27 protein-coding genes are annotated in these 23,317 nt (G+C 38.8%); 23 read left to right on the forward strand and 4 right to left on the reverse strand.

The annotated features are described in order from the left end of the window. Window positions 1–153: 153 nt before the first annotated feature. From ACFQ4X_RS17325 to ACFQ4X_RS17355, 7 genes are all read left to right on the forward strand, one after another. Window positions 154–3,183, forward strand: coding sequence for an efflux RND transporter permease subunit (locus ACFQ4X_RS17325; protein WP_379837400.1), 3,030 nt, complete (start codon window positions 154–156; stop codon window positions 3,181–3,183). Between the two features lie 178 nt (window positions 3,184–3,361). Beyond that, window positions 3,362–3,655 (forward strand): hypothetical protein, encoded by a 294-nt coding sequence (locus ACFQ4X_RS17330; RefSeq protein WP_379837402.1) that lies wholly within the window; start codon window positions 3,362–3,364, stop codon window positions 3,653–3,655. Between the two features lie 110 nt (window positions 3,656–3,765). Continuing rightward, on the forward strand, window positions 3,766–4,731 hold the full coding sequence (gene uvsE / locus ACFQ4X_RS17335; RefSeq protein WP_379837404.1) for a UV DNA damage repair endonuclease UvsE: 966 nt from the start codon (window positions 3,766–3,768) through the stop codon (window positions 4,729–4,731). Between the two features lie 169 nt (window positions 4,732–4,900). Beyond that, complete coding sequence (locus ACFQ4X_RS17340) at window positions 4,901–5,626, forward strand: SDR family NAD(P)-dependent oxidoreductase (protein WP_379837406.1); 726 nt, start codon at window positions 4,901–4,903, stop codon at window positions 5,624–5,626. Next, window positions 5,626–6,651: an S-adenosylmethionine:tRNA ribosyltransferase-isomerase gene (locus ACFQ4X_RS17345; RefSeq protein ID WP_379837408.1), complete on the forward strand. Its 1,026-nt coding sequence runs from the start codon at window positions 5,626–5,628 to the stop codon at window positions 6,649–6,651. Before ACFQ4X_RS17340 ends, ACFQ4X_RS17345 begins: the two co-directional genes overlap by 1 nt. A 12-nt stretch (window positions 6,652–6,663) precedes the next feature. Beyond that, a complete protein-coding gene (locus tag ACFQ4X_RS17350) occupies window positions 6,664–7,023 on the forward strand; it encodes a VOC family protein (protein ID WP_379837410.1) in 360 nt (119 codons plus the stop codon). Window positions 7,024–7,207: 184 nt separating this feature from the next. Continuing rightward, complete coding sequence (locus tag ACFQ4X_RS17355) at window positions 7,208–7,714, forward strand: DUF6886 family protein (RefSeq protein WP_379837412.1); 507 nt, start codon at window positions 7,208–7,210, stop codon at window positions 7,712–7,714. A 402-nt stretch (window positions 7,715–8,116) separates the two neighbouring features. Here ACFQ4X_RS17355 and ACFQ4X_RS17360 read toward each other — a convergent pair whose 3' ends face one another. Continuing rightward, window positions 8,117–9,958 carry an LTA synthase family protein gene (locus ACFQ4X_RS17360; protein WP_379837414.1) on the reverse strand — a complete coding sequence of 614 codons (1,842 nt, stop codon included), beginning with the start codon at window positions 9,956–9,958 and terminating at the stop codon, window positions 8,117–8,119. Window positions 9,959–10,079: 121 nt separating this feature from the next. Here ACFQ4X_RS17360 and ACFQ4X_RS17365 point away from each other — a divergent pair, with 121 nt between their 5' ends. The 4 genes from ACFQ4X_RS17365 to ACFQ4X_RS17380 all read left to right on the forward strand — a co-directional run bounded on the left by ACFQ4X_RS17365 (window position 10,080) and on the right by ACFQ4X_RS17380 (window position 11,997). After that, the gene (locus ACFQ4X_RS17365; protein WP_379837416.1) at window positions 10,080–10,481 is read left to right on the forward strand and encodes a VOC family protein; all 402 of its coding nucleotides are present in this window, start codon (window positions 10,080–10,082) and stop codon (window positions 10,479–10,481) included. A gap of 10 nt (window positions 10,482–10,491) precedes the next feature. Beyond that, window positions 10,492–11,049 (forward strand): signal peptidase I, encoded by a 558-nt coding sequence (gene lepB / locus ACFQ4X_RS17370; RefSeq protein ID WP_379837465.1) that lies wholly within the window; start codon window positions 10,492–10,494, stop codon window positions 11,047–11,049. Between the two features lie 52 nt (window positions 11,050–11,101). Beyond that, window positions 11,102–11,599 carry a DNA-3-methyladenine glycosylase I gene (locus tag ACFQ4X_RS17375; protein ID WP_379837418.1) on the forward strand — a complete coding sequence of 166 codons (498 nt, stop codon included), beginning with the start codon at window positions 11,102–11,104 and terminating at the stop codon, window positions 11,597–11,599. A gap of 62 nt (window positions 11,600–11,661) precedes the next feature. Next, window positions 11,662–11,997, forward strand: coding sequence for a L,D-transpeptidase (locus ACFQ4X_RS17380; RefSeq protein WP_379837420.1), 336 nt, complete (start codon window positions 11,662–11,664; stop codon window positions 11,995–11,997). Between the two features lie 25 nt (window positions 11,998–12,022). On the opposite strand, the gene ACFQ4X_RS17385 is transcribed toward ACFQ4X_RS17380, so the two are convergent. Next, window positions 12,023–12,274, reverse strand: a complete 252-nt coding sequence (locus ACFQ4X_RS17385; protein WP_379837422.1) for a hypothetical protein — start codon at window positions 12,272–12,274, stop codon at window positions 12,023–12,025. A gap of 13 nt (window positions 12,275–12,287) precedes the next feature. Further along, a complete protein-coding gene (locus ACFQ4X_RS17390; RefSeq protein ID WP_379837424.1) occupies window positions 12,288–13,541 on the reverse strand; it encodes a tetratricopeptide repeat protein in 1,254 nt (417 codons plus the stop codon). Between the two features lie 224 nt (window positions 13,542–13,765). Between ACFQ4X_RS17390 and ACFQ4X_RS17395 the strand changes: the two genes are divergently transcribed. From ACFQ4X_RS17395 to ACFQ4X_RS17445, 11 genes are all read left to right on the forward strand, one after another. Further along, complete coding sequence (locus ACFQ4X_RS17395; RefSeq protein ID WP_379837426.1) at window positions 13,766–14,668, forward strand: hypothetical protein; 903 nt, start codon at window positions 13,766–13,768, stop codon at window positions 14,666–14,668. Window positions 14,669–14,746: 78 nt separating this feature from the next. Further along, the gene (locus tag ACFQ4X_RS17400) at window positions 14,747–15,157 is read left to right on the forward strand and encodes an NUDIX domain-containing protein (protein ID WP_379837428.1); all 411 of its coding nucleotides are present in this window, start codon (window positions 14,747–14,749) and stop codon (window positions 15,155–15,157) included. A gap of 45 nt (window positions 15,158–15,202) precedes the next feature. Further along, window positions 15,203–15,502, forward strand: coding sequence for a hypothetical protein (locus ACFQ4X_RS17405; protein WP_379837430.1), 300 nt, complete (start codon window positions 15,203–15,205; stop codon window positions 15,500–15,502). A gap of 24 nt (window positions 15,503–15,526) precedes the next feature. Further along, the gene (locus ACFQ4X_RS17410) at window positions 15,527–16,462 is read left to right on the forward strand and encodes a magnesium transporter CorA family protein (RefSeq protein ID WP_379837432.1); all 936 of its coding nucleotides are present in this window, start codon (window positions 15,527–15,529) and stop codon (window positions 16,460–16,462) included. Window positions 16,463–16,649: 187 nt separating this feature from the next. Next, on the forward strand, window positions 16,650–17,855 hold the full coding sequence (locus ACFQ4X_RS17415; protein WP_379837434.1) for a D-alanyl-D-alanine carboxypeptidase family protein: 1,206 nt from the start codon (window positions 16,650–16,652) through the stop codon (window positions 17,853–17,855). Window positions 17,856–17,975: 120 nt separating this feature from the next. Then, complete coding sequence (locus tag ACFQ4X_RS17420; RefSeq protein ID WP_379837436.1) at window positions 17,976–19,082, forward strand: HD-GYP domain-containing protein; 1,107 nt, start codon at window positions 17,976–17,978, stop codon at window positions 19,080–19,082. Between the two features lie 52 nt (window positions 19,083–19,134). Next, entirely contained in the window at window positions 19,135–19,617 is a 483-nt protein-coding gene (locus tag ACFQ4X_RS17425) for a DinB family protein (RefSeq protein ID WP_379837438.1), read from the forward strand. Between the two features lie 365 nt (window positions 19,618–19,982). Then, window positions 19,983–20,288: an antibiotic biosynthesis monooxygenase family protein gene (locus tag ACFQ4X_RS17430; protein ID WP_379837440.1), complete on the forward strand. Its 306-nt coding sequence runs from the start codon at window positions 19,983–19,985 to the stop codon at window positions 20,286–20,288. Next, window positions 20,285–20,659: a hypothetical protein gene (locus ACFQ4X_RS17435; RefSeq protein WP_379837442.1), complete on the forward strand. Its 375-nt coding sequence runs from the start codon at window positions 20,285–20,287 to the stop codon at window positions 20,657–20,659. Before ACFQ4X_RS17430 ends, ACFQ4X_RS17435 begins: the two co-directional genes overlap by 4 nt. Before the next feature lie 20 nt (window positions 20,660–20,679). Further along, a complete protein-coding gene (locus ACFQ4X_RS17440; RefSeq protein WP_379837444.1) occupies window positions 20,680–21,324 on the forward strand; it encodes a cobalamin B12-binding domain-containing protein in 645 nt (214 codons plus the stop codon). After that, the gene (locus ACFQ4X_RS17445; RefSeq protein ID WP_379837446.1) at window positions 21,285–22,073 is read left to right on the forward strand and encodes a Stressosome protein rsbRB; all 789 of its coding nucleotides are present in this window, start codon (window positions 21,285–21,287) and stop codon (window positions 22,071–22,073) included. Before ACFQ4X_RS17440 ends, ACFQ4X_RS17445 begins: the two co-directional genes overlap by 40 nt. A 46-nt stretch (window positions 22,074–22,119) precedes the next feature. On the opposite strand, the gene ACFQ4X_RS17450 is transcribed toward ACFQ4X_RS17445, so the two are convergent. Further along, the gene (locus ACFQ4X_RS17450; RefSeq protein WP_379837448.1) at window positions 22,120–22,725 is read right to left on the reverse strand and encodes a rhomboid family intramembrane serine protease; all 606 of its coding nucleotides are present in this window, start codon (window positions 22,723–22,725) and stop codon (window positions 22,120–22,122) included. A gap of 112 nt (window positions 22,726–22,837) precedes the next feature. Here ACFQ4X_RS17450 and acpS point away from each other — a divergent pair, with 112 nt between their 5' ends. Beyond that, complete coding sequence (acpS, locus tag ACFQ4X_RS17455; protein ID WP_379837450.1) at window positions 22,838–23,197, forward strand: holo-ACP synthase; 360 nt, start codon at window positions 22,838–22,840, stop codon at window positions 23,195–23,197. Window positions 23,198–23,317: the final 120 nt, after the last annotated feature.

Raw genomic sequence — 23,317 nt, forward strand, 5'->3', positions numbered from 1 at the left:
CTTTTTGCTGAAAAAATTCTATTTATGTAAATTTGGCAATTTTTTATAAATGTTACTTGTTTTTCCTAATTAATCGTACTACAATATCCAAGTATTGTGATATTTTTGAGCCTTTTGTACTAGTGGAGGCGACAGGGGATGGAGGAAGGGAATATGTTGAAACTGACTTGGTTTTCATTGAAAAACCGCTCAGCCATCGTAATTATGTGTTTGCTGATTTCTGCATTAGGGGTTTATGCAGGACAGCGCTTGCCGATGGAATTTTTACCAAGTATCGATAATCCTATGGTGACAGTAACAACACTTGCGGATGGCATGGATTCTGAAACAATGACAGATTCCATTACGGAGCCGATGGAGCAAGAGCTTCGCAATGTAAAAGGTGTGGAATCTGTAACATCCGTATCTGGACAGGGTATTTCTAGAATTGATTTAACATTTGATATGAAGTCAGATATGAAAGAAGTAACAGCTGAGGTTGAAAGAAAGACGAACAGCTTCCCGCTGCCTGAAGGAATTAACAAACCTTACGTCGTTCAATTAAACACGTCCATGATTCCGATTATGGATCTGACGATTAATAAAGACGGTGCATTTACTACAGAAGATTATAAACTTATCGAAGAAGAAGTGATTCCCCAGTTAGAGGGTGTAGAAGGTATAGCTGATGTTGCCTTATTTGGAAAAGCAACACGAGAGGTTACGTTAACCCTGGATCAAGATAAACTTCTGGAAAAGAAGGTAGCAGCTCCGCGAATCATGGCTGCTCTGCAGGGGAAAGATGTTTCACTTCCTGCAGGAAACGTAACACTTGATGAAAAGACAAACACGCTTCGGGTATTAGGTGAAATGAAAGATCTGGATGCGTGGAAAAACATTGCCGTTGCACCAGGTGTTTTATTAAAAGACGTTGCTGATTTAAAAGATGAACAGCGTCTTGAATCGTTTACACATGTTGATGGAAAAGACGCGATGTACTTATCTGTCACGAAAGAAGCGAGTGCAAACGCCGTCCAAATTGGTGACGATGTGCGCGAGAAAATGAAAGAAATCAATAAGCAGTATGGGGACACATTTAAACTTTCGGTGTTCTATGCAACATCTGATTCTGTTTATGATTCTGTAATGAGCATGGCAAAAGAAGTAGCGCTTGGAGCGTTGTTTGCATCTGTCGTTATCCTCCTATTCTTGCGCCACTTTAAGTCAACGGTAATAGCTGTAATCAGTATCCCGTTATCCATTTTCTTAACACTGTTCTTATTGCATCAATCAGGCATAACCCTCAATGTTTTAACACTGGGTGGTCTGGCTGTAGCAGTTGGACGTTTAGTAGATGATAGTATCGTAGTTATCGAGAATATTTTTCGCCGCTTGCAGACAGGAGAACGCTCTAAGGAATTGATCGTTGATTCGGTAGGAGAAGTAGCAAAAGCTATTACGTCTTCTACGATTACAACTATCGCAGTATTCCTGCCGGTTGGTTTAGTCGAAGGTGCACTAGGTGTCTTCTTTATGCCTTTTGCATTAACGATGGTTTATTCTCTATTGGCATCACTGCTTGTAGCACTTACAGTAGTACCATTAATGAGCTATAAAATGCTGAAGAATGTAAAAGAACATACACCAAAACCGCCTAGACGTTATTTAAACATTTTAAACTGGTCATTGAACCATAAATGGATCGTTAGCGGACTTTGCTTATTATTATTTGCTGGTTCGATTGCTCTTTATGTGGTAATGCCAGCGGGGTCTATGGCATCAGCAGATGAAAGCATGGTTAACGTTAGTATCGAATATCCGAAAGATACTTCTCTTGATGCTGTAAAAGAAGGAACATACAAGCTTGAAGAAGTAATCAATAATTACGACGGTGTGGTTTCAAGCTACTCTCAAGTTGGAGTATCAAGTGAGATGGCTCAATGGGGAATGGCTCAAGGAAACAACACAGCAAGATTAGTAGCAAAGATGGAAAAAGGTGCTGATACAGAAAAGTTTGTTGAAGAAATGAAAGCACTTGAAAAAGAATACGCACCTGCAACAATTTCTGCTTCAATGGCAAGTATGATGGGTGGGAGCTCTGATGCCATCAGTTTAAATATAACCGCTGAAAAGCAAGCGGATCTGGCACCAATGGCTGAAAAGCTGACAGCGGAACTGCAAGATGTTAAAGGGCTTGAAAATATTCAATCCAACAATGAAGATTTGAAAAATGAATGGGTGCTGAATGTTGATCAATCTAAAGCGCAAGAAGCTGGATTAACACCAGCTGATATTGCCCAGCAAGTAAGAGGGTTAACAGTGAGTAACCCAGTCGGTCAAATTACGCTGGAAGGCATTAAACTGCCAGTTATGATGAACTATGATTTACGTGATGTGAAGGATCGTGACGATTTATTAAATACGACGATTCTTTCCCCTGTAAAAGGTCCAGTTGCTTTGAACGATATAGCTGAACTATCGCTTCAGCCTGCAAAAGCTCAAGTGTTCCGTAAAGACGGGAAAGAGTATCTGCAGGTTACAGGTATCATCACAGATAAGAACATCAAAAAGGTAAACGCTGATATTGCGAATATCCTTAAAAACATTGAGAAACCAGCTGGCGTATCCGTCGCATTAGGCGGAGTTGGAGAAGAAATGAACGAACAATTCATGGATCTCTTCATGACGATGGGAGCGGCTATTCTGATCGTATACTTAATCATGGTGATCACATTCGGTCAGGCGCGCGCACCATTCGCGATTCTGTTCTCACTTCCGCTCGCAGCGATAGGAGCAATCTTGGCGCTTGTTATTACACGAATTCCAGTTGATATCTCATCATTGATCGGCGCACTCATGCTGATTGGTATTGTTGTAACAAATGCGATTGTATTCATCGACCGCGTTCAGCAGCAGCGTGAAAAAGGTTTAGGTGTAAGAGAATCAATACTGGAAGCTGGTTCTACCCGTCTTCGTCCAATTTTGATGACAGCTGTAGCGACGATCTGTGCTATGATACCGCTAATGTTTGGCGGAGCAAGCGGCAGTCTTGTTTCGAAGAGTCTGGCGATCGTAGTTATCGGCGGTCTATCTGTATCAACATTGCTTACACTAGTTGTCGTACCGGTGATCTATGAAATGTTGGCGAATATCGGCAACCTGTTTAAACGCAAAAAGAAAAAGCAGGCAAAAGCAGCAGCTTAATAATAAAGTCACCTTGGCGGGAAAGGCTCCAAGGTGGCTTTTTGTATGTCGGAAATTGTCTAGAAATGTAAACTCGTGGATAAATGCTAAAAACTTTTGGATTCAAGGTTAAAACTCGTGGATTAAAAACGAAATTGATAAAATATACTTGGTGAGAAGCGAGATTGGAGGCGTAGAGATGAAGAGAAGGTGGATGTTCATAGGCTTATTCTTCCTCGTAGTAATTACGCTAACCACAACGAACCCCTCAAAAGAAGATTATGAAGCTATTTTTGTGCATCCACATATTAAATCAGCTGAAATCTTTAATAAAAGCTACCAATTAGAACGTATAAACTTCTTTCTATTCTCGACGTATACTCCTATTGTTGCAGAAGAACATGGAAAAACGTATTTAGGTATCCTCGGAAACTTTTTCCCTATATCAGACGGCCAGTTTGAATACCCAAAGTGGCTCGAACTTTTTAACTAGTTATCTTATTCCAAAAGCTTAGTGCAGCATCTGCTAAGCTTTTTATATGTCTTTGGTTAGATCATAACTTCATATGGTCATACTGTTAAAGATGAAATGAGGTGTGACCAATGACCATTATTCGGCTTGGATTTGTTGCGATGAGCATGGAACTGCAGAATGCTTCTCCTTCAAAGACAATGACATATAAACAGTTCAGCCAGCTTCAAAACAGAGAAGCAGGGTTAAGAAAACTAGAACGGATCTCGCTCGCAAATGTAACGAATACATTGCGGATCCTAAAACATGCAGCCGCTCACGATATTGCTTTTTACCGGATGACTTCAAGAATTATCCCCCTTGCCAATCATGGTGATTTACTATACTGGGATTATATCAGTCCTTTAGCTGATGCACTTCATGAGATGGGACAGTTTGCCCTGAAAAATAAGATGAGACTGGATTTTCATCCGGATCATTTTGTTCTCATCAACTCTCCTAAAAAAGAAGTCCTGAAGAACTCTTTAAAAACGCTTCAGCTTCACTATAAACTTTTAAAAAATATGGGGATTGATACAACACACCGATGTGTGATGCATGTTGGGGGCAATTACAAAGAGACAGACGTAGCACTCGAGAGATTTGTGCAAAATTGGGCTTACGTTCCCGTCCAGATCCAAAAGATGATCATGCTGGAAAATGATGATACGTCTTTTACGATGGCAGATGCCCTTTACTTATGCGAAAAGCTTCAGATTCCGCTTGTTTTTGATTATCACCATCATCTTGCCTACCATCATGATGAAAATTGGACGCAGCATTGGCCCAGAGTAGTAGAATCATGGAAACAATCAACGCTTCCGTTAAAAATGCACATTTCCAGCCCTAAGAATGAAAAACAGTATAGAAATCATGCAGATTACGTGGATGTTAATATGTTTTTTGATTTCCTAAAAGAAGTAAAAGGCAGTGTAGAACAGATCGATTGTATGATTGAATCTAAGAAAAAAGATTTAGCGCTCTTTCAGCTTATGAAGGAAATTAAAGAAAGAAAAGATGTGGAGATCATTGATGGAGCTTCATTTCGGCTTAAGTAAAACCTTGCTGCGGCAAGGTTTTTTCTTTATCTAAAGAATTTGTCGAACGATTTATAATACAAAGTCATTGACGAATGAAATTATTGGGAATTATAATTTAAATACTTAGTAAACATAAATGTATAAAAAGTATATAATAACTCGAAAATCAAATATTGGAGGCTATAACATGGATAAAGTTGTGATGATTACAGGAGCATCAAAAGGATTAGGGAAAGCGCTTACGCTATTTTTTGCTAAAGAAGGATACAACTTAGCAATCTGTGCACGTAATGAACAGGGAATTCAAGATGTGAAAGAGGAAGCAGAACAATTTGGAGCTGACGTACTGGCGGTTAGTGCAGATATGTCTAAATCAAAAGATGTGGAGCGATTTGTAGCGTTGTCTGAAGAGTACTTTGGGAAAATCGATGTTCTCATCAACAATGCTTCGATCTTAGGACCTAGTCCGATGCCATATCTACTGGATTATCCAGAACAAGATTTTGAAGAAGTATTGCGGGTCAATACGATCGGACCATTCCTCGTGACGAGAAGAGTTCTGCCAATCATGCTGCAAAAACAACAAGGCAGTATTATTAACATCACATCAGAAGCGGGAGCAACAGGTTATGCAGGATGGGGAGCGTACGGCATTTCAAAATTCGCACTCGAAGGTCTTACAGAAACGTGGGCAGATGAAGTAAGCGGATCTGGCGTTCGGGTCAATATGGTCGATCCCGGAGAAATGGATACGGAAATGCACGAGCTGGCAGTTCCAGATTGTGATTATGAACTGGCAAAACCTGAAGATATCACGGCTGTATTTGGTTATTTAGTATCAGACGCGTCAAGGCATATCACTGGAAAACGATTTGAAGCACAAGAGTTTCAGCTTGAGGGGAGTGAAAACTGATGGAATTTGCCATGAAGTTTGAGCTTCCACAAGAATTAAATGCGAAAGAACCGCCGGAGCGCAGGGGAATTCGCAGAGACTACGTGAAGATGATGGTATTGGACAAAACTACTGGCCATACAGAACACACAAAATTTTTTCAGCTTGACCGTTATTTAAAAAAAGGTGATCTTATCGTACTTAATGCGAGCCGCACAGTTCCCGCAGTTTTAAAAAGTATAAGAGAGATAGACGGAACGGAAGTAGAAGTGAGGCTCGCTCACAGAAAAAATGAATCCATATGGGAAGCCCTGCCGGTTAGCGGAAACCTTAAAAAAGGGGAAATCATCCGATTTTCACCATCACTTACAGCAACAGTAGTCGAACAATCATCAGATTCACCTTTTGTTTCATTAGCTTTTAATTTGTGCTGTTCTTCTCTTTATAATCAGATTTATAGTCTAGGAGAGCCTGTGAGATACGAGTACATTCAAGAGCCTTGGAATCTTGATTATTATCAAACTGTGTTTGCAACCATTCCAGGGTCGGTTGAGATGCCGTCAGCAGGCCGTGCGTTCAGCTGGGAACTTCTTTTCCGGCTGCAAAAGAAAGGTGTACAGATCGCATACATCACTCTTCATACTGGACTTAGCTACCTTCTTGATGATAAATGGCATAAGGGACCAGACAAAAATTTTGAAAACTATGAGGTTCCAGAAGAAACAGTAAACATGATCCGTGAAACAAAAGCAGCTGGCGGGCGAGTAGTAGCTGTAGGCACAACGGTTGTCAGAGCTTTAGAAACCGTGGCACTCGAGAAAAATGAACTCCAGGCTCAGACCGGCTGGACGAACTTGTACATTACGGAAAATACGAAACTGGAAATCTGTGATGGATTGATAACAGGCATGCATGAACCAGAAGCCAGTCATCTGCAACTGCTTTCCGCATTTGTTGATAAAGATAAGTTATATGATGCTTATAAAGATGCGATCGAACAACGTTATTTATGGCACGAATTTGGCGATATGAATCTGATTTTATAGGAGATTAAAAGCATGCTCCATCATATAGGTATCTACATTACTGATTTAGAAAAATCGCTTCAATTCTATGAAACAATCTTGCCAGTTCAGAGAAAAGAAACAATGAATTGGAATAAAACAGAGCTCGTGTTTTTAAGAGGCGAAGGATTTGCGCTGGAATTAATCCCTGCTACATTGCCAGATTCCCACTCAACTCATATCGCTTTTGCTGTGGAAAGTGTGAAAGCTAAAATAAAAGAGCTTCAACAATTAGGAATAATACCATCTGAAGGTCCATATAAGCTCGAAAACGGATGGCAAACCGTTTTTTATGAAGGACCAGATCGTGAGGAAATTGAATTTATACAATCAAATGATTTACCTCTATTATGAAAGGCTTTCAGTAAAATAATGATGGCCGAACCGATAAAGTCGTTTTGCGAAAGTTTCTGTATTGTTTCAAGATCAGGTTCGCTGATTATGGGCATAAAGGGATCTTCTGAAATAGGAGATTCCTTTTTTCCTTGTTTAAAAGGATAATAAAAGAAGGCTTTAAATAAAATAGGAGGAAATCAATATGCTCTACCACTTTTCAGAAGAGGATAATATCGAAATTTTTCAACCAAGAAAACATCCGAGTTTTCCAGACCGTCCGCCTATGGTTTGGGCAATTGATGAAGAACGTTCCCCTCTATATCTTTTGCCGCGTGATTGTCCAAGAATTGGGTTTTGGGCTACACCTGAAACTAGTGATGATGACCGTGAAAAGTACTTACATACAACCTCAGCAGACAAGATTATTGCGATCGAAAGCGGCTGGCTGGATCGCCTTCAAAACACAAAGCTTTACCGATATTCATTTGCTCCTGATCATTTTACAATGATGGATCAAGGTGCAGGCTACTTCGTATCGTATGAAACAGAGCAGCCTCTTGAAAGAGAGCCTGTCGGATCACTGTTAGAAGCAATGGTTCAAAAAGGTGTGGAGCTTAGAATTATACCTTCACTTCAACCAATTGCCGAACAGCTCCTCAAAACTACGTTGCACTACTCGATGATCAGGATGAGAAACGCGAAAAAATAGTCCTTGAACCAGGTGCGACCTAAACAAGTCAAAATGGTGGTAGACGAGGGTATAGGAGAGAGCGAAATTCGTCGAGGATTGTAGACTCGTGGATAAACAGCTGAAACTTTTCGATTGTGGACTAAAACTCGTGGATAAAGTGGCCAAATTTCTGGATTAAGGCTGCTTTTTTGTGGAATCGAACTCTTGGATAAGGCTTAATACCCCGTTAGGTATCGTCTAAAAACAGTTTCGGCACCCGAAACTGAACCTGATTTGAGCGTTTTACGAGGAGTTTAACCTGACTAGCGTAGTTTTTTATGATTTCCCCCTGAGAATACAAATATCCCTCCTGAAAATAATCAGAAGGGACATCCACATCACGTTTTCTAACTCATTTTTTTCAGCCGCTTCCTAACGGCTCTATTTTTGTTTTAAGAACCTAAGCAGATCACCATATATAATCTGATCCGACTGATCAAGTTCTTCTTTCGCATTTTCCATATACGGTTCACATTTGGCGGGGTCAACCGGTGCGCCAAATGGCTTAATGTAGCATGTTTCACTCGTATAAATGAAATCTTTCGTAATAAAAGAACCATTGCGAAGTACGGTTAGTTCATTATGATCTTTTGAAAAAAGGTCTGTACCAAAATGAACATCATCTTTTACTTCAATACCAAGCAAGTGAAGCAGAGTAGGTTTTAGATCAATCTGACCGCCAACCGTCTCGACTACTTTTCCTTTTTTACCTGGGATATGGATGAACAACGGAACCTGCTGAAGCTCTACTTGATTATAGGCTGTAATGGATGCCTTTCCTAGAACATCAGCCATCGCTTCCTGATGTCGCTCCGAGATCCCATAATGATCTCCATACACCACTACTACTGAATTCTCGTAAAGTCCAGATGTCTTAAGATCATTAAAAAACTCCCTCAACGCCTCATCTGCATAACGGACGGTGGTAAAATACCGGCTTACTGTTCCATCGTCCACCGGATATGGTTCGACCCATTGTTCCTCCTCATTGATTAAATAAGGATGATGGTTCGTTAACGTGATCATTCTCGCGTAAAAAGGCTGCGGGAGATCTTTTAAGTAGGGTATGGATTGATGGAAGAATGGTATATCCTTCAATCCGTAGTTAATCGTATTTTCGTCTGTGATCTTATAATATTCTTCACTAAAAAATTGATCATAGCCCATCGTCTTATACATGACATCGCGATTCCAGAAACTTTTATTGTTGCCATGAAACACAGCTGAATAATAGCCGTTTGCTTTTAAGATCTCAGGCATGGCGTTATATTCATTCAATGCATGAGTCTGAAAAACTGCACCCCTTGGCAGCGGATATAGTGAGTTGTCGAGCAAAAATTCCGAATCAGATGTTTTGCCTTGTCCGGTTTGATGATAGAAATCAGAAAAATAATAGCTGGATTTTGCAAGTTCGTTTAAGAATGGTGTTACTTCTTCACCGTTAATTTCATAGTTCAAGACAAAGTTTTGAGTAGATTCAAGGGATATCACAATTAGATTCTTGTCTTTTGCTATCCCGTATAATTCAGGATTATTTGCCGTTTCTTTATTAATCTTATGTAGAATTTCCTCTGCATCCATATTGCTTGCCAGTGCTTTTTGTATGGAGGATCTTGATTGAAGCATGATGTCATATAGATGGTAATTAAACGTTCCCAAGCTTTTTACTAGAATCTCCCTGTCAAATGTACGAGTTAACAGCTGCGGACGATTAATCTCAGCTAAAATCAAGTGCACCGCTAAAATAGCTAACCCGTATGCAAAGACTTTTCTTCGTTCTTTCGTTTTTATCGAATGTTCTGATTGCCACAGGGGCTTTTTTAATAGATACGCTAAAACAAAAAGATCGGCAAAAAAGAATAGATCAGTCACGTAAACGAGCTCATAAACACTATTGCCGATATCCCCAACGTTCTTCGTCTGAAAGAGGACGGGAATCGTAAGGAAATCTGTAAAAAACCGATAATATACAACATTGGCGTACAATATGAAACTATAAATAAACGCCATCCAAAAGATGACTCGTCTTCTTTTGGAAGGTGAACTAAAGTAAGCGAAACAAAAATAGAGTACGAGAAAGCTAAGCGGATTGAAAAATAATAAAAGTTCTTGCAGGAAATGATCTGCAGGCAGCGTAAAAGAAACTTTAGAAACAATATAAGTTTTTATCCAAAGCAATGAAATAGCCAGGAAGATTGCTGCGTGTTTTGTTTTAGCGGTCATGGAAACCCTCCTGTTTCGAAAACGGAAATCTTTACCATTGTAGGCTATTTTTTATAAGATTAAAAGTGTAATAACTACTTTTTAGCTATTTTAAATGATTGTATAGGGAGACAATGTTGGAATGAGCACACCTCAAGGGCTTCACCACGTAGAAATTAATGTTCATGATCTTGCACGGACAAAATCATTTTATGACTGGCTGATGGCTGAGCTGGGCTTCAATCTATTTCAAGAATGGGATAAAGGAATAAGTTATAAAAGTGGTTCAGCATATCTAGTTTTTACACAAACAGAAGCTAAGTACAAGAAATATTCTTTCCATCGCAAACACACAGGTCTGAATCATTTAGCTTTCTGGGCTAAATCACGTGCGCATGTGGAGCACCTTCGTGTACAATTGAGTGGAAATAAAGTACCTTTTTTATATGATAATAATTATCCCTTTGCTGGGGGCGAAGGGCATTACGCTTTGTTTTTCGAAGATCCAGACCGCATAAAAATTGAAATTGTGGCGCCGAGGTGATGAGGAAATGATAGAACAGGAAAAAGAGACCCAACAGCAGAAGAGTGAATGGGTAAGCTGGCTTAAAGCGATCGGTTTTGCACTCGTATTTGTTTTCATAACGAAAGCCTATTTCTTCGCACCATATATGGTTGAAGGTGCTTCCATGTCACCTACCCTTCATGATCAGGAAAAGTTATACGTAAACAAAATCGTTTATGCTTTTTCTGAACCGAAAAAAGGGGATATCGTCATCATTAAAGGTGATGATAAACGGTACGTAAAGCGAATAATAGGGGTTGAAGGAGACGTGATTCAAATGAAGGGTGACGTTCTCTATGTTAATAATAAAAAAGTTAAAGAATCGTATTTGCAGGAAAATAAAACAGAAGCAAAAAGCCTTGGAGTGCATTTAACTGAAGATTTCGGGCCGTTGAAAGTACCAAAGGGCAAAGTTTTCGTTATGGGTGATAATAGACTTAACAGCATGGATTCACGAAATGGATTAGGCCTGATTGAAACAAAATCCATTGAAGGCCGTTCAGAAGTCGTAATCTATCCATTTACTGAAATGAGAGCAACTCAATAAAAAGTACAGCGGTGCTGTGCTTTTTTCTTTTATACAAAAAGGAGAATAAGAGATGAACCGATGCAAATGGAGTGAAGAAAGTGAAATGCTGCAGCTCTATCATGATGAAGAATGGGGCAATAAGGCAGAAGGGAATAACAAACTGTTTGAATGCTTAACACTTGAGCTGTTTCAATCAGGATTAAGCTGGAGAACCATTCTTCATAAAAGGGAAAATTTTAGAAAAGCCTTTGCTGATTTTAACGTAGAAAAGGTAAAGCAGTTTGGTGAAGAAGATGTTGAAAGATTAGTAGCAGACGCAGGAATCGTGAGGCACCGGAAGAAGATTGAAGCAACGATCGAGAATGCCAAAAGAATTGAAGAGCTTGTAAGAGATTATGGAAGTTTTGATGCCTTTTTGGATCAGCTGCCAGAAGACAAACTTGAAAAACAAAAAGTATTAAAGAAAACATTCAGGCATTTCGGCTTAACAACGGCAGAAAGCTTTTTAGAAGCAACAGGCAGAATACCCGCTTCACATAGTGAACACTGTTTCATGTTCAAGAGCTAGTCAATGAATTGAGGGGCACAACCGTTATTTCCTGCATAAGCTAAAGCGGGAGGTATCACGCTATGCCTTATGTGATCTATGTATCAACAACTAGGAAAAGACTCGCCCTAGCGAAGGATGGCAAAGTAATCAAACGCTATCCGATTGGAGTCGGGAAAATGCTTACACCAACACCCACAGGAACATATACCATTATCAATAAAGCCCCAAATCCAGGAGGACCTTTTGGTGTCATGTGGATGGGACTGTCCCGACCGCATTATGGAATTCATGGAACAGACAACCCTGCATCTATCGGGAAAAATGTCTCAAAAGGCTGCATACGAATGCACAATAAACACGTTCTAGAGCTTTCTAAACTAGTGCCCATTGGGACGAAGGTGGTTATAAGTGCATAAAAAATAACCCATTAAGGGTTATTTTTTAATTTCCTGGAGGGTTATTTTCAACTCGCATAATAGAAATTAATGATAATGTTAGAGAACTAGGCTTATTACCTGGAGGGTTATTTTCAACTGATAATAAAATAGCTTTTTTGTTACCTGGGGGATTATTTTCAACTGCTGACATTGGTGAGTTACCAGGTGGATTATTTTCAACTGAAGTTAAATAAAAAGGTAATGACATTGCTAAGGCAAAAACGCTCGTAAGTAAAACTTTCTTTAAGTTTTTCATTTTATCCTCCTAATTAAAATATATTTTTTCTAGCATTGTTAGCTATCCTATAATATAAACTCGCTTTTTTGTATAAACCTTGTTCAAAATATATATCAGCTAATAATTCAGAATATAGGGCTTCATACTCTAGTATACCTTTTTCTTCAAAAAATGGAATGGCAAATTTACTAAGAAAAACAGGTAACTCTGAGTCATAGGACTTATTAAGTTTAAATTCTAAAATTTTCAGGTGATAATAGACTTCATCTTGATCATTAACATGCTTTAGCCCTTTTGTTGTCAATAACTGAGATTTGTCATGGTCACCTAATTCATAGTATTCAGATGCTAATACAAATATGGTATTTGCTGTGTGCTGTACTGATTGACTTTCCTTATATATCATACTTTTCTCTAAATATTGAATTGCTTTATTGTGATTCTTTTGACAAGAAGCAACATAACCTAAATTATGATAAATAATACCACTTGTCATGTCATCTTTAAACAAAGTTGAATATTTTAATGCTAGATTCAAATGATATTCGGCTTTCTCATAGTTTCGAGCTCTTCGATAACTCAATCCTAGGAGGATTTGACAGTCGGCACTTCTTGAATAACAATATTCTCTATCAAAAATCGCAATTGCCTTGTATGCATAATTTGCTACTGAACTTATTCGAAGTAAATGATTATGGGTTAATCCAAGTAAATAATAAACAATGGCAGCTTCTACGTCTGCAATATTTGAAGTTTGAGTAAATTGTTTATCTGCCTTATAAAAATAATCTAATGCTATTTGATACATTTTATTGTAATTATAATACATTCCCTGAAAAGTATAATAATAGAATTTCAAATCATTCGGCAACTGTTGAAAAAGTTCTTTTACTTTATTAAGTTGTTCTTTAGCGGCACTACTATCAGGAGAATTGCAAACGATGTAGTGTCTTGCCTTAAATAATTGATATCGTAACAGTAAATTCGGCTCGCTTACACCCTGCATTCTTTCCTCGAGTTGTTCACTAAAGCTTTGAGCTTCTTCAAAAAGCCTATTTACCATCATCATGTTCCACTCATTAAGCATTTCAAGGATCTTGCCTTCGTCCACTTCCTCCGGCGAAATACCTAGACGTTCACAAAGCATGTTAATGACTTCTTCGCTTGATTTGGCGTCCCCTTTCTCGATCTTACTCAAGTAAGAAACAGAGCAAATTCCCTGTGCCAGCTCTTCCTGGGTTAGGCCTTTTGTTTTTCTATAATATCTTATTCGTTGACCGACCATAAAATCCCCCTTTCAGAACTTGGGAAAATTGTCATGCTAGACCCCCAATTAACAAGCATCTTTCCTACCATTTTTCCCAATACAGAATCAGCTGTTTGTTTGATAAGATAAATATAACAGAAAATACAAAGTTTTTGCTAGAAATTGATAATTTCGATAATTGAGTTTTACATAAACCGAAGTCATGCGGGGAACCGGCGCCAAAATTGAAGGGAGAGAGTACTATGGCCAAAATGTATAAATTATCATCACGAACTGCAGAGAACACGAGCTCGCTGTATGTCTCACGTGATCCTGAACAGGCCGGAAGTGTAGTAAAAAATGAGGAGAGCGAATTTGCCTACTCCGAAGTATTCATGGACAACCAGAAGAATTACTGGTTCTCCAAAAAGGTTGAAAACAGCTCGAAGGATTATAAGTTATTTATCTTTGATCATAAAAACGGCTGCTTAAAGTCACAGATCATTAAGGGACAGCCAAACTTCTATGAATTCGAATCTTGTGTTGCAGTTGCTTGTGAGGGCGATGGTTCAAAAGGCTCGGTGCTCATCTTCTCAAAAAATGAACCAGAATTAGTTAAAGAGTGGAAAGTGAACGGCTATCTGTGGGAAGTTGAAATGAATAATGATGTTCTCTATATTTCTTCCTACATTGTTGAAGAAGATCAAGCAGTGCTTTACATCATTCGAAACGGGAAGAAAAAGCGTGTGAATCTAGGAAGCAATATGGCACCGACAGATATCCTGTGTTATGAAAATCACGTTTACGTATCAGGAGCTCCCGTATTAAACGGAGATCCTAAGAAAGTCATGGTACTGAATGAAAAAGATAAAGTAGTCACTGAATATAAATTATCCATCTCACCTCGTGCCCTATATCAGGTAGATAATCACCTTCTTGTATACGAATTGGATCTTTCAACAGGAAAAAGCGAAAGAATCGTTTATATTGATCTCCAAACTGGTGAACAAAAGGAACATGAGATTCCGCATTCGAAAATTGTGGAATGCACGAATGACTCCCTTTCTTTACTCGAACAAAACAGCAAGACGATCTACACTTGGGATCATGGCAATCGAAAAATCATCAACACTCAAAAGGTAAATGAAAAAGCTAAAGTCATCTAATTGTTGAAAAGTCCTGTGTGAATGCGCAGGACTTTTTTGGTGCGTTCAAGAAAATTTTCCTGTAAAGGGGGAGTTTATATGTTTTGGGAAGGTGCGAGCTGCATTTGTTTACATGAAGGGAAACTTTTAATGGTGCTGCAAGGAACACCAGAAGAAGAAAAACGATGGAGTGTTCCTTCAGGGGGCAAAGAAACAGGTGAGACCTTTGAAGAATGCTGTATACGCGAAGTGTGGGAAGAAACAGGCTATTTCGTGAAGATCAAAGAAAAGCTTCATATTAAAGAAGGCATATCATTAGGCATACACTTTAAAGTTCAATATTTCTTAGGGGAAGTAGTCAGTGGTTCTCTAAAAATTCAGGATCCTGACGGTTTAATCTACGATATAAGATGGGTATCCTTTGAGGAACTGAAACATTTAACCTTGTCCTTTCCAGAGGACCGGGAATTGCTGATGAACTATCTTGCTCCATTTGCGGACATTATTTAGGTTTGCTTGTGAAAATACAGGGGAATCTATTGAGGAGGAATATTGGTGGATGTTAAGTTTGCGGACAAAGCTGATCTGAACCGTTTGTTAGACTGGTGCAGTGAAGCTCCGGAAGTTCATGATAAGTTGCCACAATACATAGACCGTGATGATACAGCTGTATTAATGATGGAAAAAGATGAAGAAGTTATGGGGATCGCTTTATTAAAGGTAAAAGTGACTAAAAAAACGGGGACCATCTGGCTTCATTTAAATAAGGAAGGAACAGAGAACCATCCACAAATTATGCAGAAGTCGCTGAACTGGTTGAGACAAAACGGTGCAAAAGATTATACCGTCATCTAAAGCTAAAAAAGGATGGGATTATTAATGGAATATACAAGTGTATATGGCTGGACTTGGCACCAGCACGAATGTCATAAAGAGGAACTAAGCGAACTAATAGCGGATAATAAAGGCTGTAGGAAGTGGCTTACTCATATTAAAGAAAATAAAACGAACTATTTGAGAATTGAAAGAGACAAAGACGGAGATCCGATTATACGCGGTTCTCTAACGTACAAACAAAACCCCGAGAATCAGGAAGAGTTTGAGGTCTTTCATTTCTATATCCGGCCGAAATCATTTATCACAGTTGGTCTTGACCTATCAAAAATTACCGGTGACTATAGAGAATCTTGTGATCATCTTATTATAGAAGAAAAAACTCCAGTTGAAGGCTTTTTAATTCTTATGGGTGAATTGATTAATCATTTTTTAGATGGAATCGATCAGTTTGAGAGTAAGCTTAAGAAATTGCAGCGGGATGTACAGCGAAATAATCATACAACCCTTTTGAACAGTATATATGACAGTCGAATTGAACTCATTAACTGGAGTGATTTGACTCTGCCCGTTCATGAGACTGCAATGGCGATTAAAGAAGCGTTCTTAGATGACATTACTGAAACAAACGCTTATAAAAAGATTACAACGCGTATAGAACGTACATTAACTCTGATATCGCATTACCGTCAGGATATCGATACACTGCTTAACCTGGAAGAGGTTCTTTCCTCGCACCGAGGCAATGAAATCATGAAAACTTTAACGGTATTTACGGTTATCGTTACCCCAGCCATGGCCCTTGGTGCGATTTGGGGAATGAATTTTAAACATATGCCGGAGCTTAACTGGAAGTTTGGCTATTTATATGCAATGATCTTGATTGTGGGTTCAACTGTAGGAATATACGTGTGGCTGAGAATGAAAGGCTGGACAGGCGACTTGCTTCGAGGAAAGAAAAACAGGAAGCATTTTGACTAAAGAATAGGCTGAAATGTACGATATATAAAAGGAATCAGGCGAATTTTGTCGAAAGGTATCAATTGATAAAATCGCCTGTTTTTTTATGGCGATAATTTCTAAATTTCATTTTGATTTCAACCATAATAGAAGAGAAAAGTCTGGCGAAGAGTTATGAAGATTAAATGACTAACGGGAGCGGAATAGTATGAAAAAACTTAGCCTTTTTCTTGTTTTTTCACTTGTGATATTGGCGCAATCACATTTTGTGCAGGCAGCAGGAGAAAACAAACCGGATATTAAAAGCGAAAGCGCCGTAATGATTGATGCGAAAACTGGAGATGTTTTATATCAAAAAAATAGTACGGACCAAATGTATCCAGCGAGCATCACGAAGATTGTTACTGGTATTCTGGCTATAGAATCAGGCAAGTTAGAAGAGTCGGTTATTGTAAGCAGTGAAGCGGCTAAAGCTGACGGAACACGTGTTTACCTTTTAGAAGGTGAGCAAGTACCTTTGAAAAAGCTGGTTCAAGGTCTTTTGATTAACTCGGGAAATGACGCCGCGATCGCGATTGCAGAATATATGGCGGGGGATGTAGCATCCTTCGCAGATCAAATGAATGAATTCGCTAAAAAGGTTGGAGCAGAAAACACACATTTTGTGAATCCTAATGGCCTTTTTGATGTAGAACATTACACAACCGCAGAAGACATGGCGAAGATTACGCAATACGCGATGGAGAATGAAGTGTTTCGTGAGATTGTGTCTACAAAAGAGCTCCCTTGGGTTGGTGAAGGATGGGAAACCACATTGCGAAATCATCACCAGCTATTGTGGGATTATCCTGGCACTACAGGTGTCAAAAACGGTTACGTAAATGAATCCAAACATACTCTTGTTACCTCTGTTTCACGGGATAACCTCGATGTGATTATTGTTACTTTAAAAGCGCCATCAAGCCGTGCAGCTTACTGGGATACGATGACGATCGGAGATTATGGTTTTTCAAATTTTGAAAGACAAACCCTCTCAGCGGGAACAGAGATTCAGGCTGAAACCGGAGAGGTTTATCCCTTAAAAGAAGACCTTTCAGTAACAATGCCTATCGGAGAAAAACCGATTCAAGATGTAACATCAGATGGTGAACTTCAATTAAAGAATGCAGAAGGTGAAGTATTGCTTTCTCATACTCTATTTAAAGAAACGAAAAAAGAAGCAGCTGCTGCATCTAAAGAGGAACCAGTGGAAGAAGAAGAGAGCCCAACATTTATGCAAACAGCTGTAAAGGCTAGTGTTTTTCTCTATGGAGGCTTACTTCTATTATTAGGTTTCCTCGTCATACTAAGAATGCGAAGCCAAAGACAAAAGCATAGAAAAATGAGACATGTAGCCAGAAGCTATGTGAAATAAGCCGTCCTTTGGGCGGTTTTTTTTTGCAATCATTCTCTATTGAAAAAATTTATTAGGATTAAAAGTACGATTGGTATATAATTGCATTAAATTACAAAATTCGACAATTGGAGATTTTAAATGATTCGCAATATAAAACTCGGTCAGTTATTTATAATAGGAAGTGCTGTACTTCAGGCGCTGCACCATTATTTTATACAGCCAATGGAGCTCTTTTACACGTTTATTTTACTGTTTTTAATAGGATTCTTGCCTGCCTTACTCATGAATTACATAAATAAAGATTGGACAAAAGCTGTCTTTGTATTATGCGGAATATATGTTGTTTCTGTTTCTTACATATTCGTGGAATATCCAATTGTTCAGTCTGCCTATTTCTTTTTGCCGGTTACTGCTCTTCTTTTAAATGACAGACGACTTTATTACTTGTCAAGTGCAGGAGGATTCTTTTCTTATCTCATGTTATCGAGAGATGCTACGGCTGATTATTTTGCATTTATATCGATTTATTTGATCTTTTGTTTGCTGCTTTTTATGGTTCAAACCATTGTCTATAAAACGGTGAGGGAAAAGGAGTCCATACAGCAAGGGGTCAAAGCTTTTTCTCTGGCAGTTGAAGCCAAAGACGTATATACACAAGGTCACTCAAAGAGAGTAGCACTTTATTCTATGATTTTGGCAAGGCACGGGGCTTTTAGGGATATTAATCCTGAAGAGCTGGAGTTAACGGCATTGATTCATGATATAGGAAAGATATCTACACCTGACGCAGTGCTTATGAAGAAAGGTAAACTAACCCAGGAAGAGTATGAAATTATGAAAAAGCATCCTGTCGATGGCATGGAACTGGCTAAGTCTTTCGGTTATTCAGAGCGGGTGCTCAAGGCGATTCTTCACCATCATGAAAGGTTTGATGGCCTAGGTTACCCGAACGGGCTTGCGGGTAAAGACATTCCTTTTTATTCTCGAATGTTAGCAATCGCAGATTCTTTCGACGCTATGACTAGCAGTCGAGCATATCGAAAAGCGATGACTCCTTGGGATGCAAAAAAAGAGATCGAAAATCAATCTGGAAAAATGTATGATCCGGCAATTGTAGAAGTATTTAATCGAGCTTATTATGACATGCTTTTAATCTGTGAAGAGAATGAGGACATCTATAATAACGTGAATCTTATCGCACATAAAGAGGTTTCCTCGGGATTATTCGAAGGAAAATTGAATTAGCCAAAGAATAAATAAGAGTGAAAATAATTTATAAAGTAAGGGGCTAATAAAGATGAATGCTACTGTTTCATTGACCGAGACATTATTGGAAGAGTTCTATACTGTCGTTCGAACGACAAGTAATTTATTGAAAAAAGCGGATCAATCCGTATTTGATTTCCGCCCATCAGATAATATGAGGACATTCTTAGAACTGGCTAACCATCTTGTTCAGATCTCACATGTTGATTTAGCCATCCTTCAGGAAAAGTCTGAAAAGGAAATTCGTGAACTTGAAAAGAAATTATCTGCTCAAAATGTTACTGAACTTACACATGTTCTGGAGGAAGGCTATCATTTATTAAAGTCCTACTTTTTATCTCTTTCAGAAGAAGAATTTTTGAATAAGGAAACAAAAGCATTTTACGCTGAAAAAGGCATGACACAGTCAAAGTGGCTCGTCGAAATCGTGACGCACGCTTTTCATCATCGAGCACAATTATTTACATATTTAAAGCAAACGAAACATGAAGTGAATATGTTTGATTTGTACTAAAAGCACCAGGGAGATCTCCCTAGTGCTTTTCCTTTTTAGTGACATATATGTTTCTTTCCTGTAGTATTGGGAGTCAAATAAAGGAGAGGTTTCTTTTTAGGCTTTTTTCTAAAGGCTCTTCTCTAAAAGATTGTTACTTTTGGGTCATGGAGTGCAAGGTGCGAGACTCCTGCAGGATCAGTGGGATAGGTGAGACCCCGCCAGCGCAAAGCGAGCATCCCGGAACGGAAATTAACCACTTTCAAAACCAACAAAGTTTACAAAAACAGCCTAAAAATGAAGAAGGAAAAATATTATTCTTTATTGAATCTTTTATGAAATGAATAATTATCCTGATTTAAATACATCCACGAGGTGATATTTGCATGTATACAGTTTTTTCTACATTTGATGTACCTAATGAAAAAGCAGAAGAAGTAATCAATATCTATAAAAATCGCTCGCGCTCTGTAGACCATGCACCAGGGTTCGTGGATTTTTTACTATTACAAAATGATAAGAGAGCGGGCGAACTAACTGTTCAGCTCATTTTTTCTACAAAGGAAGATTATTTAAAATGGGTCAGAAGTGAGGACTTCAAAAAAATTCACGATCTGGAGAAAAAGTATCCTGATAAGGAACTAGCTGCTGTTATTCCTACGGTTAAACAATATAAGGTGGTTGCAAAATGACGGAAATTAACATAAATGCTATGGTAAAAAGAGTTACTGAGAAAATTTATGAAAATGACCCGTCACTTATGGACCGTTATGGTGATAAAGGAAGAGCTAAATGCATCGAAGACAATCACCACCATTTTAAGCATTTAGAGACAGCTTACGAGTTGGACAACGAGGAATTTTTTTCGGATTATGCTTTATGGCTGGATGGAATCCTACAGAAGTTTGGTATGAGCACTGAACTCCTGATGGATAACTTTTCAATAATCATTGATGTTATAAATGAACAAGATGCAAAAGATACCCCGAGGATTAAAGCATATATAGATTATTTAAACAAAGCCAACAACATTTTAGGTGAGAAAGCAGCAGCTGCTCACTAATAAAAGGGAGGGGTCGGCCAATGGCTATATCAGATGTTGAGAAACTGGCACGGTTGTTTTTAGATGGCAATCATGCTGAAGCGATGCGTTTTATTAAACAGCAGCCCAATCAAAGCCGGATGGTTTTATTTAGAGACCTGTTTACTCCTGCTATGTACCTTATAGGCGAATTATGGGAAAATAATGAGATTTCAGTAGCTGATGAACATTTAGCTACAGGAGTTTGTGATTTTGTTCTTTCTAGATTGTTTCAAGTGTCAGAGGAAAAGATGGGCGGAAACAACAAAGCCATGTTTCTGTGTCTGCAAGGTGAGCAACATTATTTAGGCATAAAAATGATTAATAGTCTTTTTGAAGAAAGAGACTGGGAAACGAAATATTACGGAGCTAGCCTTCCGTTAGAATATGCGCTAAAGTCAGCTCTTCAATGGAAACCTGAAGTGATCGGTCTTTCAGTGTCCATCGTTTATAACCTGCCAGTTCTTAAAAATTATGTCCGTACTTTAGCCGCTCTGCCTCATAAGCCAGTAATTTTAATAGGCGGGAGACTCGCGAATAAGTATGACTTAGAACCATATACCAACAATCAAGGGATCATCATTAATAATCTCGAACAGGCAGAAAAATGGCTGGACGAGTATGTGGAAAAGAGGATCAATGCCTGAACATGAACTGCGCATTACCGGTACCATACGTAAAAATAAATAAAGATGGGCTGATTCAGGGTATGTCTCAAAAGGCAATTGACCTTTTAACTGGACAGGCAGAAACGATTCATGATTGTTTTGATGAGGAGAGCCATAATAAACTAACCAAGTATTTGCTGCCTTTTGAAGGTGAAAAAAGTTTTGAAGCAAACGTAAAAGGAAAAGATAACCCTTTTGTTCTCTGCGACATTCATATCTCTTGGGAACAAGATTATGCCCATGTTGTTTTTATCCCGACTGGCACACATGTAAGGGGACTCGAAGAAAAGCTTTCAGAACTTAGATTGAGGCTGGCTTCTACGGATTTTGAGCTTTTTGAGAAAAAAGAAGCGTTAGAAGATGCTTTGAAGCGCCTGGATGAATTGTCAGGGCCTTTTATTCCGATTTCAGAAAAGATGGCTTTTGTCCCTTTATTCGGAGATATTACAGAAAGCAAGATGATGACTGTCACGGGAAATGCTTTGAAAGCCGCGTACGAAGGCCAGTTTGAAGACATTTTCTTTGATTTGTCTGCTACCGGCGAAATTGATGAACCAGGAGTTCAAAAGTTAAGCGAACTATTCCGCATGCTGCACTACATGAATGGAAAGCCGGTCAATATTATAGGTGTAAAACCCAAGCACGCAAGACAGCTTCATAAACTTGATGTGGACTGGCCCGTCTATTATGAAACGTCATTAAAAGAAGTACTGCAGCAGCATTCCTAAGTACAGAAAGCACCTCGCTTAAATGGAGGTGCTTTTTTCATAGAGATTAATATCTATTTTTCTTCCGGTGCAATGAAGCCAGGATGATAGGGGCTAATGCCGCACCGCCGATCAGTCCGAACAAGTGACCGAGAACATTGATTCTTTCATTTAAAAACGTAGAAACTAAACTGATCCCCAATACGACGAGAAGGATCTGTGTATTGGCTCTGTCGATATATTGACGGTGATTATACAGCATATAAACATAAATTCCGAACAGCCCAAAGATTGAACCAGAAGCACCGATATGTGCATATGACAACGGAAGCATTAAAAGGGTTGCGATGTTCGCTATCAGACCAGCACCGACATAACCGATGATAAACCTGGCTTTTCCGAGTATTTGTTCCAGAGCAGGACCGAATAAAATAAGTGAAAACGAGTTAAAAATGAGATGTCCCGCAGCCTCATGCGTAATAATGGGTGTTAAAAGCCGCCAATAATCTCCCGCCGCAATATAATAGTTAGAACCAACCATCAAATGGTACAAAGAAGTGCGAAAAGGGGTAAAATTAATAAGAAGAAACACAACGATATGAACAGCTGTCAAAAAAGTTACAATTGGATAGCGCCTAATAAAGGTTTGAAAGCTTTCATCCCTTATAAACATTAAAATAGATCACCCTTTTTTATGCGAAGTTTATACATAACTTAAATTCTTCCTTAAGTTTACCATGTGAGAGGGAAGAGAGCGAAAGATATAGCTGTAAAGGAGAAAACGAATGATTGTTGGAACAGGCATCGATATTATAGAACTGAAAAGAATTAAAAAAGCAGCGCTTCATCAAGAGCGTTTTTCGAACAGGATTTTAACGCCTTTTGAGCAAAAAAGATTTGAATCGCTGAACGGGAACAGAAAATATGAATACCTTGCCGGAAGATTTGCAGCTAAAGAAGCGATGGCAAAAGCACTGGGAGTTGGGATTGGTGCAGAGCTCTCATGGCACGACATGGAAATTAAAGCTGATGAAAAAGGTAAGCCTTTTATAACATCTCCTTATCCTTATTTATGCCACTTATCGATCTCTCATACGAAGGAATACGCTGTAGCTCAAGTTATTTTAGAAAGCTCGTCAAGCTAGTCTGCATATTGTCCAGGGTTGTCTCATATATTGTAATGCGGTAGAAGGGGCAGTCCTTTGCTTGTAGCGAAGTTAGCACCCCCTTCAATGTCGAAATTACTTTGGGACAAAGGGGATGGC

It is taken from the genome of Fictibacillus halophilus, assembly GCF_042680145.1.
GTDB classification, from domain to species: Bacteria; Bacillota; Bacilli; order Bacillales; family Fictibacillaceae; genus Fictibacillus; species Fictibacillus halophilus_A.